Origin of the sequence: Streptomyces sp. NPDC001985 (assembly GCF_040296845.1) — a bacterium.
In the GTDB taxonomy this organism is placed as follows: Bacteria; Actinomycetota; Actinomycetes; order Streptomycetales; family Streptomycetaceae; genus Streptomyces.
Window position 1 is genome coordinate 1 of the sequence record NZ_JBEOYB010000013.1, and the last position, 10,389, is coordinate 10,389.

A 10,389-nucleotide genomic window follows, 5' to 3' on the forward strand; every position below is an offset into this window, starting at 1 on the left:
AGCTAAGCCTTTCAGCGCCGATGGTACTGCAGGGGGGACCCTGTGGGAGAGTAGGACGCCGCCGAACAATTTTTAGCCTCAGTCCCCTGGATCTTTATGGTCCGGGGGGCTGAGGCATTTTTGCGTTCAGGGCTCCTAAGCTGGAGCAATGAGATATGACCTTGTCATTTTCGACAACGACGGTGTACTCGTCGACAGCGAACCGGTCGCGAACACCATCCTGGCCGGCTATCTGAGCGAGCTGGGGCACCCGACCTCGTACGAGGACTCCCTGCGGGACTACATGGGGGCGGCGGTGCACCGCGTGCACGATCTGGTGCTGGAGAGGTCGGGGCAGCGGCTGCCGGAGGATTTCGACGCCACGCTGCACGCACGGACGTTCGCCGCGTTCGAGCGGGAGCTGGAGGCGGTGGAGGGAATCACGGATGTACTGCGGAAGCTGGTCGCGGACGGGGTTCCCTACTGCCTCGCGTCCTCGGGAAGCCATGAGCGGATCAGGGTCGGACACCGGAGGACCGGGCTCGATCGGTGGTTCCGTGACGAGATCGTCTTCAGTGCGCAGGACGTGGGGCGCGGGAAGCCGGAACCCGATCTCTTCCTCCACGCGGCGGCGCGCATGGGAGTGGCCCCGGAGCGGTGTGTGGTGGTCGAGGACAGCGCCCTGGGCGTGCGGGCCGCTGTCGCCGCGGGGATGGATGTGTACGGCTTCACCGCGATGACCCCGGCGGACAGGCTCATCGGGGCGAAGGGGTACTTCGGTTCCATGGCCGAGCTGCCGGCCCTCCTCGCGTGAACCGGGGCCCCGAGGCGAAAGACCCGGCCGATACGGTGGCGGACATGAGCAGCCGGGTGTTGTTGATGTGGGACGAGGCGCTGACGAAGTACGACTTCGGGGAGAGCCATCCGATGGACCCGGTCAGGCTCGCGCTGACCATGGGGCTGGTGCGGGCCTATGGGCTGGACCGGGCCGTGGACGTGGTGTCCGCGAGGTCGGCCGGCGATTCGACCCTCCGGCTCGTGCACCGGGCCGACTATGTGGCCGCCGTCCGGGCCGCGTCCGCACGGCCCCGGGCGGCGGACCCGGCGTACGGGCTGGGCACGGTGGACGATCCCGCCTTCGCCGGGATGCACGAGGCGTCGGCGCTGATCGCCGGGCAGTCCGTGGGGGCCGCCGAGGCGGTCTGGCGGGGCGAGGCGGCGCACGCGGTGAACTTCGCCGGCGGGCTGCACCACGCGATGCCGGGGGCGGCGGCCGGCTTCTGCATCTACAACGACGCCTCGCTCGCCATCGCCAGGCTGCTGGAGCTGGGCGCCGAGCGGGTCGCGTACGTGGATGTGGACGTGCATCACGGGGACGGCGTCCAGGCCGCGTTCTGGGACGATCCGAGGGTGCTGACGATCTCGCTGCACGAGCACCCGAGGACGCTCTTCCCCGGGACCGGCTGGCCCGAGGAGACCGGTGCGGCCGGGGCGGCGGAGGGGAGCGCCGTCAATGTGGCGCTGCCCGCCGGGACGGGGGATGAGGGGTGGCTGCGGGCCTTCCACGCGGTGGTGCCCGAGTTGTTGGCCGATTTCCGGCCACAGGTACTGGTGACCCAGCACGGGGCCGATACGCACTTCGAGGACCCGCTGGCGCATCTGGCGGTCTCCCTGGACGCGCAGCGGGCGGTCCAGGAGGCCTGTCACTCGCTGGCGCACGCGTACGCGGAGAACGGCCGGTGGATCGCGCTCGGCGGTGGGGGGTACGCGGTGGTGGATGTGGTGCCCCGGTCGTGGACTCATCTGGTGGGGATCGCGGCGCACAGTCCCGTTGAACCGGATTCGATGATTCCGGAGGGGTGGAGGGATGAGGTGTATGCGCGGACGCGGGAGTCGGGGCCTCGGAGGATGACGGATGGGAGGAGGCCGGTGTGGCGGGAGTGGGGGGAGGGGTACGATCCCGCGGATCGGCTGGATCAGGCGGTGTTGGCGACGCGGCGGGCGGCGTTTCCGTTGCGAGGGTTGCTGGCTCAGTGAGGGGGGGCGCCTTCCGGCGCCTTCCGGTGGGTGGTCCCGGCCGGTCCGGCCTCTGAGGACGGACCCTGCGCGACAGGTCCCCGCACCACCGTCAGCCCGTCCGACACCCTCAGCCTGTCCGGCGTTTGAGGACGGACCCTGGTCCACAGGCGACCCGAGCGATCCCAGCCCGTCCGGCGATTGAGGACGGACCCTGGTCCACAGGTGCCCGCGCGGTGCGGGTCACGGTCGGGGGCCAGCCCCCGAACCCCCGCTCCTCAATCGCCGGAGGGGCTGGATTTCGTGCCTCGGCCCGGTGGGAGGGGATGGAAGTCGTGCGCCCCAAAATCTGGCAGGGCTGGGTGGGCGCTCCTCAAACGCCGGAGGGGCTTGGGTTGCTCAGGTCGCCGGCGGGGCTGGGGTGGGCGGCCCAAACGCCGGAGGGGCTGGATTTCGTGCCTCGGCTCGGACGGAGGGGCTGGAAGTCGTGCTGCGGCCCAGTCTGAGGGGCTGGGTGGGGTGGGATTAGGCCGATTGTGCGGTTGGTGTGGGGTAATTCCGTGGTGGGGGGTGGGCTGCGGCAGCATCGGGTGGGTGTTGAGCATCGAAGCGCTTCGGGCCCATCTCCTGGCCACCCGGCTGGCCGGAACCGTGCGTACCCTTCGGGAGGAGAGTCTGCGGAGCTACCGGCTGTTCGCCGCGCGCGACCCCCGTGTCACCCTCGGGCTCGTTCCCGGTCGTGACTGGAGCGATCGCGAGGTGATGGCGCTGATGGCCGAGAAGTGCGGGGTCTCGGCCGACCCCGCCCATGTCACAGGGCCCGATGTCATCGACCCGGAGCGGACGTTGCGGGCGCTGGACGTCTTCGCCCGGCGGCTCGGGGAGGTGGCGGCCCGCCGGGGAGCGGTGCTGCTCGGGACCGGGCATCCGCACCGGCTGCTCGGCTTCTACGCCGGGCTGGCAGACGCTTTGTCGGCGGCCGGCTGCCTCGTCCTCACCCCCGCGCAGGGGCGATGTGTCGACATAACGACCCGGTTCGGCGTACGCACGTGTGCCATCGATTACGTAGGGGGAGTCGCGTTCGTGCGAGAGTCCGGCGCGCGGCCAATCCATGGTGAAACCGGCGCACACACCCATTCCCCCCTCCCGGTCAGGGCGGTCCTGGAGGAGTTGGCGGCCGGTGGGGGACCCCTGCCCGATCTGGTCATCGGGGACCACGGATGGGTCTGCGGGGCAGGTCAGCTGGGTTTTGTGGCAATCGGACCAGCCGACACCGACGACCCCGCCCTCTTCGTCGGCGAGGCCGAGGGGATCGTGGCCGTCGCCGTCCCGCTTGATGACTCCGTGCGGTCCTCTTACTACCGACCGCTGACACGCTATGTACTCAATCGGGCGTGTCTGTCACAGTAGGCGGCCGATGGCTGCTCCTCTTCCCCACTCGCACCACCCGCCCCTAGTCTGGGGAGTGAGCGCACAGCGACGAAGAGTCACCGGAGGGGAAGCCGGTGGGCGTCTTGTGCGGAAGGTACAGGTGGGTCATGGCTGCTGGCAGCGAGAGGCCTCTCAACGAGGTCAAGTTTCTTACCGTGGCGGAAGTCGCCTCGGTGATGCGGGTGTCGAAGATGACGGTGTACCGGTTGGTGCACAGCGGTCATCTGCCGGCGATCCGGGTGGGGAGGTCCTTCCGCGTACCGGAACAAGCGGTGCACGACTACCTCCGCGAGTCCTTTGTGGGGGTGGAATCCGCATAGCGGAGCGGGGTGGCTGCCCTCGGATTACAACCTCGATGCTCAGGCGGGTAGGCTGGACCGACGTAGGTCGTGTGGGCCCAGACGCCCCGCACCGAGTGAAGAGAAGTGAGCGAGGGTAGTCGTGGGCTCTGTTATCAAGAAGCGGCGCAAGCGGATGGCGAAGAAGAAGCACCGCAAGCTGCTCAAGCGCACCCGCGTTCAGCGCCGTAACAAGAAGTAGGCGGCAGCTGTACGTGTCATCGCGGCCCTCCCACCATCATGGTGGGAGGGCCGCGGTGTTTTTCCCGGGCTCCGGGCGCTTCCGGGCAAGCTCCTCGCAAAGGAGCGGCCCGTGGGCGTCACAGCACTTCGGCGAACCGCTACGGTGACGCTGGGAGTGGGCCCATTTCGACCTCAGGGAAGGCGCTGGTCTTGGGAAAGGTCGTGCTCGTCACCGGTGTGGCCCGGCAGCTCGGCGGCCGTCTCGTGCGGCGGGTCCAGCGCGATCCCGAGGTGGAGCGGGTGATCGCCGTGGACGCCGTGGAGCCCGCGCACCATCTCGGTGGTGCCGAGTTCGTCCGCGCGGACATCCGGCTTCCCGCGATCGGCCGGGTCCTGGCCGAGCACGGCGTCGACACCGTCGTCCATCTGGATGTCACCGGCACCCCGCTGGGCGCCGGCGGCCGGGCGGCGGTCAAGGAGACCAATGTCATCGGCACCATGCAGCTGCTGGGGGCCTGCCAGAAGTCGGCCACCGTCCGGCGGCTGGTGATCAAGTCCAGTACGAGCGTGTACGGCTCCGCTCCCCGCGACCCGGCGGTCTTCACCGAGTCCACTCCGCCCAAGTCCCTGCCGAGCGGTGGCTTCGCGAAGGACGCGGTGGAGGTGGAGGGGTATGTCCGGGGCTTCGCCCGGCGCAGGCCCGATGTGGCCGTGTGCGTCCTGCGCTTCGCGAACATCCTCGGTCCGTGCGCCGACTCGCCGCTCGCCGAGTACTTCTCGCTGCCGGTCCTGCCGACCGTCTTCGGCTACGACCCGAGGCTCCAGTTCGTCCACGAGGACGATGTGATCGATGTGCTGCGGATCGCGCTGCACGAACCGCGCAGGGCCACCCTGAACAGCGGCACGTTCAACATCGCGGGCGACGGCGTGCTGCTGCTGTCGCAGTGCGCGCGGCGGCTGGGACGGCCCACGGTGCCCGTGCTGCTGCCGGCCGTCACCTGGATCGGCTCCGCGCTGCGCACGGTCGGGGTCACGGACTTCTCGCCGGAGCAGATCCGGCTGCTGACGCACGGCCGGGTGGTCAGCACCGTACAGATGCGCGAGACACTGGGGTTCGCGCCGAGATTCACCACCACCGCGGCCTTCGCCGACTTCGCCCGCAGCCGGGGACCGGGGCTGCTGCCGCCGGAGTCCCTGGCCAGGGCCGTGGACCGGGTGGGGGAGTCCCTCGGGGACGCCGAGCGGCAGAACGCCGGGGCGGTCCGTACCGTACCGAGCGGCGCCGGAGAAGGAGCGTAGGCAACGATGGCGGACGCCAAGGTGATTCCTTTCGACGACGACCGCGCGCGGGGTGGTGGCAGCGGCGGCGGACAGCGCCCGGCGCGCCGCCGGCCCGCGGCGGGCACCCCGGGCACCGGCGGTGCCGCGGCCCCGTCGGGCGCGGACGGCGGGGAGGGCGGGCCCCGGGTGGTGCGCCAGTCCCCGGTCGTCAGCCCGCTGCCCGGGGCACGGGCCCCGCGGGAGGCGGCGCCCGGCCCGGCCGACGGCGCCGGCCGAGGTGGCGGCGGCGGGAGCCTGGACCGGCGGATCGCGGACGGGCTGGCCTTTCTGCGGCGCCGGATCACCGGTGAGTACGAGGTCGACGAGTTCGGCTACGACGAGGAACTCACCGACCAGGTCCTGATGACCCTGCTGCGCCCGCTGTACGAGAAGTACTTCCGGGTCGAGGTGAAGGGCATCGAGAACATCCCCTCCGAGGGCGGGGCGCTGGTGGTGGCCAACCACTCCGGCACCCTCCCGCTGGACGGGCTGATGATGCAGGTCGCCGTCCACGACCAGCACCCGGCCGGCCGTCATCTGCGGCTCCTCGCGGCCGATCTGGTCTTTGTGCTGCCGGTCGTCAATGAACTGGCCCGCAAGGCCGGGCACACCCTGGCCTGCGCCGAGGACGCCGAGCGGCTGCTCCAGCGGGGTGAGGTCGTCGGAGTGATGCCGGAGGGCTTCAAGGGCATCGGGAAGCCGTTCAGCGACCGCTACAAGCTTCAGCGCTTCGGCCGCGGCGGATTCGTCTCCACGGCGCTGCGGGCGGGCGTGCCGATCGTGCCGTGCTCGATCGTCGGCGCGGAGGAGATCTATCCGATGATCGGGAACGCGAAGACCCTGGCCCGGCTGCTGGGTATTCCGTACTTCCCGGTGACGCCGACCTTCCCGTGGCTGGGGCCGCTGGGGGCGGTGCCGCTGCCGACGAAGTGGACGATCCAGTTCGGGGAGCCGATCGAGACCAAGGGGTTCTCGGCGGACGCGGTGGACGATCCGATGCTGATGTTCAATCTGACGGATCAGGTGCGGGAGCAGATCCAGCACACGCTGTACAAGCTGCTGGTGCAGCGGCGGTCCGTCTTCTTCTGACCGGTCCTCCTCCGGCCGGCCCGGTGGTCACCGGACCGGCCGGAGAGCGCGGAGGGCGGGCGGCGCCGGATCTCTCCGGTGCCGCCCGCCCTCTTTCGCGCGGTGCGCGCTACTGGTCGTCCTCCATGTTCAGCCCGAGGCCGGGGATGATGTCCTCGATCAGGGGCGGGATGGTGACATCCGGCTTCGGCGTGGACTCCTTGCCTGTGGCGGGGGTGGAGCTCTCCGACTTGGACGGGGAGTCGAACAGCCCGGAGCTGTCCGTCCCGCCCAGCAGACCCTCCTCCTCGGGGGCGGCGGAGGAGGACGGGCGGGGTTTCGCGGTGTCCGAGCCCTGCTGGGCCGCCGGGGCCTCGGAGGACGACGGTGCCGTACGGCTCCCGGAGGGTGCCGTGCGTCCGGTGTCCTGGGAGGCAGTGCCGGGCCGCTGAGAGGTGCCGCGACCCTGTTCCGGCGGGGTGGGCAGCAGCGATTTGAGCGGACTGACCTCCTGCTCTATGGCGGCGAAGACATCGCTGACCTCGTCGCCGACATCGGTCAGCTGGGCCGGGAGCCGGTCGCGCAGTCCGTTCCACGCGTCCAGATGGGAGCGGGAGAACGAATTGAGCTTCTGGATCGGGCCCAGCGAGCCATCGCGCGCATAGGCCGCGTGGAGCAGCCGGTGGCCCTCCCTGGCGTCGTGGCGCATGCCGTTGAGCGCGCGCCGGACCTCGCCGAGCGATTCGTGGTCCAGGTCTCCGGCCCGGCCGCGCTCCATCAGGCGCCGGGCCTCGCTGAGCCGGGTGGAGGCCTGGTCGAGATAGAGCTGGCCCCGGTCCGTGTCGCCGTCGGCCATGCCCAGCCGGATGTCCTCCATGCCGCGCTTCAGCCCGTACAGCGTGTCACCGGGGAGGGCGTCGGAGCTGGCAGCGGCCACCCCGCTGAAGGCCCCCGCGGCGACGCCCACGGTCAGTCCGCCGGCCGCGAGCCCCTTCGACCAGCGGGAACGCGGTCGCAATTTCCGGAGCGGGGAGGCCCGGTGGGCGCCCCGGCCGGACTTTCGCTGCTCCGGCACGGTAGGGCCCGCGGGTGCGCCCCCGGCTGCCGTGCCCTCCTGGAGCATGGCCTCCATGGCGGCCACGAGCTGCGCGCGCTGCACCACCTTGACCTCGGCATCCAGTTCCGGCCTCGGCAGCTCGCCGAGGCCGGTCGCCAGAGCCAGCAGCCGGCCACGATCGGTCGGTTCGACCGATTCGTCCGGCTGCCCGGCCGCCTGGTCTTCCAAGGCCTGGGCGAAGGCGTTCGCCCGCCGGTGCGCCGATACGTTCGCGATCACTGGCGGCACCTCCTCTCGTCATGACGGTCGACTCCCCTCGGGGTCTGGAAGGTTGCACACCTTGAACACATCCACACGATCGAGTGAGTGGCTGCGGGCATGGCGTGACCACAGGGAGCCTGCATCCCGGACAACGAGTGTCTCGGCACTTGGGTTACGCGCGAAGGATGATCGGACCAGTGCGTCATCGAGGCGTCACCGATTGTGAGTTGGGTTCGGTCAGCGGGCGTCGTCGGGCAGCAGGCGGGCGAGGGTGCGGACGGCACGGTACTGGAGGGTTTTGATCGCGCCCTCGTTCTTCCCCATCACCCTGGCGGTCTCGGCGACCGACAGGCCCTGGAGAAAGCGCAGGGTCACGCACTCCTGCTGCTGTGGATTGAGCTTCCGCACCGCTTCGAGCAGGGCGGCGTTGGAGAGCGACTCCAGGACGGAGTCCTCGGGGCTGCGCTCGACCTCGTTGGCGTCGAGCATTTCGCCTGTGGTCACTTCCAGCCGGAATCTGCTCGACTTGAAGTGGTCGGCGACCAGATTGCGGGCGATCGTGACCAGCCAGGCGCCGAAATCGCGGCCCTGCCAGGTGAAGGTGGAGATCCGGCGCAGAGCGCGGAGGAAGGTCTCGCTGGTGAGGTCCTCCGCCGTCGCCTTTCCGCCGACGCGGTAGTAGATGTAGCGGTAGACCGTGTCGCTGTACTGGTCGTAGAGCCGGCCGAAGGCTTCCGCCTCGCCGGCCTGGGCGCGCTCGACCAGCTCCATCATCCGGGCGCTGTCGCTGTCGGCACTGGGCCGGCGGGCGGTGGTCGAGGCGCTGGAGCCGCCCCGGCTGCTCCGTCTGCCGACCGCCGCGCGGCCGTCGGCCAGGGCGTAGCAGGGAGCGGCTGGGCCGCTGGTGGCAAGGCGGGGCATGGCGAGGGCGGGGACGGCGTACGCGGTGGGGACGAAGCCGCGCAAGTGGTCGAGGACCGCCGCGCGCAGCGTAGCCAGGCCCGAGGCGTCAACCCCGACGTGTGGGTACACGGGACTCCCAGAGGCAGAGCTTCCATCACGAGCAGTGCGGGACGGTCACCCGTCGTGGCGACTGGTGGGGTCCCGTATGCGTCTGAGGAGAATAACGCTTCGTACAGGCAGTGCTACACCCAGTTGCTCAAATCATCGTTTCCGTCGCTTCTGTTCCGACTTGGCGACGCTTCTAGTGGCGAAGTGTGAACATTTGTTGATCGGATTCGATCGTGTTCTGACTGTTCGCGGAGCGGGCGCGCTCATGGCGACAGGGGCCCGCGGCGGGGCGGGGTGCGGTGCGGGGTGCCGGGAGGAGGGCGGGGCCGGGGGTCAGCGGCGGCGGCGGTGGATGGCCACCGCGGCCGCCGTGCCGCCGGCGATGGCGCCCACCCCGGCCGCCGCCGGGATGCCGACCTTGGCCGCCTTGCGGCCGGTGCGGTAGTCGCGCAGCCGCCACTCGCGCTCACGCGCGTACCTGCGCAGCTTGGCGTCCGGGTTGATCGCGTAGGGGTGTCCCACGAGTGAGAGCATCGGGATGTCGTTGTGCGAATCGCTGTACGCGGCGCAGCGCGCCAGTTCGAGTCCCTCGGCCGCCGCGAGCGCGCGCACCGCCTCCGCCTTCGCGGGGCCGTGCAGCGGCTCGCCGACCAGCCGGCCGGTGTAGACGCCGTCGACGGACTCGGCGACCGTGCCCAGCGCCCCGGTCAGACCGAGCCGGCGGGCGATGATCGTGGCCGTCTCCACCGGGGCGGCCGTGACCAGCCAGACCTTCTGGCCCGCGTCCAGGTGGGCCTGGGCGAGCGCCCGGGTGCCCGGCCAGATCCGGTCGGCCATGTACTCGTCGTAGATCTCCTCGCCGATGCTCATCAGCTCGGAGACCCGGTGGCCCTTGACGATGGAGAGCGCGGACTCGCGCACGTCCTGCATGTGCTCGGGGTCCTCGACGCCCGCGAGCCGGAACCAGGTCTGCTGCCAGGCGAACCGGGCCAGGTCGTTGCGGTGGAAGAATTTCCGCTTGTACAGACCCCGCCCGAAGTGGAAGAGCGCGGCGCCCTGCATCACGGTGTTGTCGAGATCGAAGAAGGCGGCCGCCGCCTCGTCCCCGGCGACCGGGAAGGGCGGCTCGGCGGCCTCGTCGGCCGCGGTGGCCTCTTCGCTCTCGGCGAGCTGCTGTGAGGTCTTGCGCGCTGCCTCGGCTGCTGCCTCGCCTGCGAGGACGCTCCGTGCGGTGGCGGAGCGCCTACGGGGGGTGAGCCATCCCAGTGCGGCCATGTGGCGAGCATAGCCAGTCTGTTCGGAACTTCCCGACGCGCCGGGGCGCGACGGTGTGAACTCTGCGCGTCCACGCGGTGAAACGGAGTCCGGGCGGGGCGGAATGTGGGCGGTGTCTCAGCACCCGGGGGGCGCCGGGGCCCGGGTGCGCGGGCGGAGAATGGGGGTATGAGTCCTCTGTTGCGGCGTACCAGGAAGAAGGCCGGCGAGCGCGTGGTGACCCTGATCGGCAAGCCGGGGTGCCATCTGTGCGACGACGCCCGGGCCGTGGTCGAGCGGGTGTGCGGCGGGGTCGGCGCGTCCTGGGAGGAGAAGGACATCACCCGGGACGAGGCCCTGCACCGGGCGTACTGGGAGCAGATCCCGGTGGTGCTGATCGACGGTGAGCAGCACACCTTCTGGCGGGTGGACCCGGAGCGGCTGCGGCGCGCGCTGGAGTCCTGAGAGCGG

Annotated in this window: 11 protein-coding genes and 1 rRNA gene; 9 read left to right on the forward strand and 3 right to left on the reverse strand. The window is 70.6% G+C overall.

Going from position 1 to position 10,389, the window contains the following annotated elements; all coding sequences use genetic code 11:
* From rrf to ABT122_RS08125, 8 genes are all read left to right on the forward strand, one after another.
* Positions 1-67, forward strand: a 5S ribosomal RNA gene (gene rrf / locus ABT122_RS33600); the annotation flags it as partial.
* An 81-nt stretch (positions 68-148) separates the two neighbouring features.
* Complete coding sequence (locus tag ABT122_RS08095; protein ID WP_351547154.1) at positions 149-793, forward strand: HAD family hydrolase; 645 nt, start codon at positions 149-151, stop codon at positions 791-793.
* 44 nt (positions 794-837) lie between these two features.
* On the forward strand, positions 838-2,016 hold the full coding sequence (locus tag ABT122_RS08100; RefSeq protein ID WP_351547156.1) for an acetoin utilization protein AcuC: 1,179 nt from the start codon (positions 838-840) through the stop codon (positions 2,014-2,016).
* A 573-nt stretch (positions 2,017-2,589) separates the two neighbouring features.
* Positions 2,590-3,405 (forward strand): phosphatase, encoded by an 816-nt coding sequence (locus tag ABT122_RS08105; protein ID WP_351547159.1) that lies wholly within the window; start codon positions 2,590-2,592, stop codon positions 3,403-3,405.
* Positions 3,406-3,533: 128 nt separating this feature from the next.
* Positions 3,534-3,746: a helix-turn-helix domain-containing protein gene (locus ABT122_RS08110; RefSeq protein ID WP_003958488.1), complete on the forward strand. Its 213-nt coding sequence runs from the start codon at positions 3,534-3,536 to the stop codon at positions 3,744-3,746.
* A 121-nt stretch (positions 3,747-3,867) separates the two neighbouring features.
* A complete protein-coding gene (locus ABT122_RS08115) occupies positions 3,868-3,966 on the forward strand; it encodes a 30S ribosomal protein bS22 (RefSeq protein ID WP_003948845.1) in 99 nt (32 codons plus the stop codon).
* Positions 3,967-4,157: 191 nt separating this feature from the next.
* Positions 4,158-5,246, forward strand: a complete 1,089-nt coding sequence (locus tag ABT122_RS08120) for an NAD-dependent epimerase/dehydratase family protein (RefSeq protein WP_351547163.1) — start codon at positions 4,158-4,160, stop codon at positions 5,244-5,246.
* A 6-nt stretch (positions 5,247-5,252) separates the two neighbouring features.
* Positions 5,253-6,356 (forward strand): lysophospholipid acyltransferase family protein, encoded by a 1,104-nt coding sequence (locus tag ABT122_RS08125; protein WP_351547166.1) that lies wholly within the window; start codon positions 5,253-5,255, stop codon positions 6,354-6,356.
* Positions 6,357-6,465: 109 nt separating this feature from the next.
* On the opposite strand, the gene ABT122_RS08130 is transcribed toward ABT122_RS08125, so the two are convergent.
* The 3 genes from ABT122_RS08130 to ABT122_RS08140 all read right to left on the reverse strand — a co-directional run bounded on the left by ABT122_RS08130 (position 6,466) and on the right by ABT122_RS08140 (position 9,939).
* Positions 6,466-7,671, reverse strand: a complete 1,206-nt coding sequence (locus ABT122_RS08130; RefSeq protein ID WP_351547169.1) for a DUF5667 domain-containing protein — start codon at positions 7,669-7,671, stop codon at positions 6,466-6,468.
* A gap of 219 nt (positions 7,672-7,890) precedes the next feature.
* A complete protein-coding gene (locus ABT122_RS08135) occupies positions 7,891-8,685 on the reverse strand; it encodes an ECF subfamily RNA polymerase sigma factor, BldN family (RefSeq protein WP_351547172.1) in 795 nt (264 codons plus the stop codon).
* Positions 8,686-8,997: 312 nt separating this feature from the next.
* The gene (locus ABT122_RS08140; protein ID WP_351547175.1) at positions 8,998-9,939 is read right to left on the reverse strand and encodes an HAD family hydrolase; all 942 of its coding nucleotides are present in this window, start codon (positions 9,937-9,939) and stop codon (positions 8,998-9,000) included.
* Positions 9,940-10,107: 168 nt separating this feature from the next.
* On the opposite strand from ABT122_RS08140, the gene ABT122_RS08145 reads away from it, so the two are divergent.
* Positions 10,108-10,383: a glutaredoxin family protein gene (locus tag ABT122_RS08145; RefSeq protein WP_351547178.1), complete on the forward strand. Its 276-nt coding sequence runs from the start codon at positions 10,108-10,110 to the stop codon at positions 10,381-10,383.
* Positions 10,384-10,389: the final 6 nt, after the last annotated feature.

What these genes read in the sequence shown, in the direction of transcription:
- ABT122_RS08145 (WP_351547178.1), top strand. Translation starts at nt 10,108, where the DNA reads ATGAGTCCTCTGTTGCGGCGTACCAGGAAGAAGGCCGGCGAGCGCGTG.
- ABT122_RS08095 (WP_351547154.1), top strand. Translation starts at nt 149, where the DNA reads ATGAGATATGACCTTGTCATTTTCGACAACGACGGTGTACTCGTCGAC.
- ABT122_RS08110 (WP_003958488.1), top strand. Translation starts at nt 3,534, where the DNA reads ATGGCTGCTGGCAGCGAGAGGCCTCTCAACGAGGTCAAGTTTCTTACC.
- ABT122_RS08140 (WP_351547175.1), bottom strand. Translation starts at nt 9,939, where the DNA reads ATGGCCGCACTGGGATGGCTCACCCCCCGTAGGCGCTCCGCCACCGCA.
- ABT122_RS08125 (WP_351547166.1), top strand. Translation starts at nt 5,253, where the DNA reads ATGGCGGACGCCAAGGTGATTCCTTTCGACGACGACCGCGCGCGGGGT.
- ABT122_RS08100 (WP_351547156.1), top strand. Translation starts at nt 838, where the DNA reads ATGAGCAGCCGGGTGTTGTTGATGTGGGACGAGGCGCTGACGAAGTAC.